This is a genomic window from Oleiphilus sp. HI0043 (assembly GCF_001634935.1).
The window spans coordinates 1-815 of the sequence record NZ_LWEY01001583.1; the positions used below are offsets into that span (position 1 = coordinate 1).

General features: G+C 42.1%; 1 pseudogene. It reads right to left on the reverse strand.

Features of this window, described 5'->3' with window-relative positions:
• Positions 1-786, reverse strand: a pseudogene (locus A3729_RS23515) (MFS transporter); the annotation flags it as partial.
• Between the last annotated feature and the right edge of the window lie 29 nt (positions 787-815).

Here is an 815-nt window from a genome sequence, read left to right on the forward strand (position 1 = left end):
ACAAAAGCGAATCGCAAATTCATCTACTTGATAAAATATGTATAGGCAAACAACGAAATTCATTATGGATAAAACCAGGAAGAATTCTGGTATTTCAAGACCTAGCATTCCCAGTAAGATCATTCCTGTGATAGCGCTTCCCACCATAAACAAGGCATTCATAATGTTAATCACAGCGATGGTTCTCGCTCTAAAAGCCGGTTCCGCTCTTTCCTGGACAAAGGCATAAAGTGGGACGATAAAGATGCCTCCTGAGATACCTATACCGATCAGATCAATCAACACTCTAAAAGAACCTTCAGCGTTTAGGAATGTAAGCCAAGTGTGGATAATTTCAGGTTGATGAGGAATTGCGCTATAAAGATCTACACCAAATAGGCTTAATCCCAACGCGCCAATCGGTACAATACCCAACTCAACCTGTGATGAAGACAGTTTTTCACAAAGCATCGAGCCAAGTGCAACACCAATGGTAAATACCGCCAATAGTAAGGTGACGAGTGAGGAGTCCCCCAACAAGACTTCTTTCGAGAAGTTAGGGAATTGCGTTAAATAAGCTGCACCTAAAAACCAAAACCAGGAGATTGCCGCAATTGCTAAATATATCGGCCGGTGCTTTCTTGCTTCGACAATTAGAGAGTGGGTAGTTTTAATAGGGTTATATGAGACTGTTATATCAGCTTGGCTCGGTGGGGCCAAAGGTATTGAACGGCTACTAAGATAACCGAGCAATGCAAAAAACACGACGGCACATGCTGTCACAATCAGAAAGCTATCTAATTGCATGATGATACCAGCGCCAATAGTACCCAAAA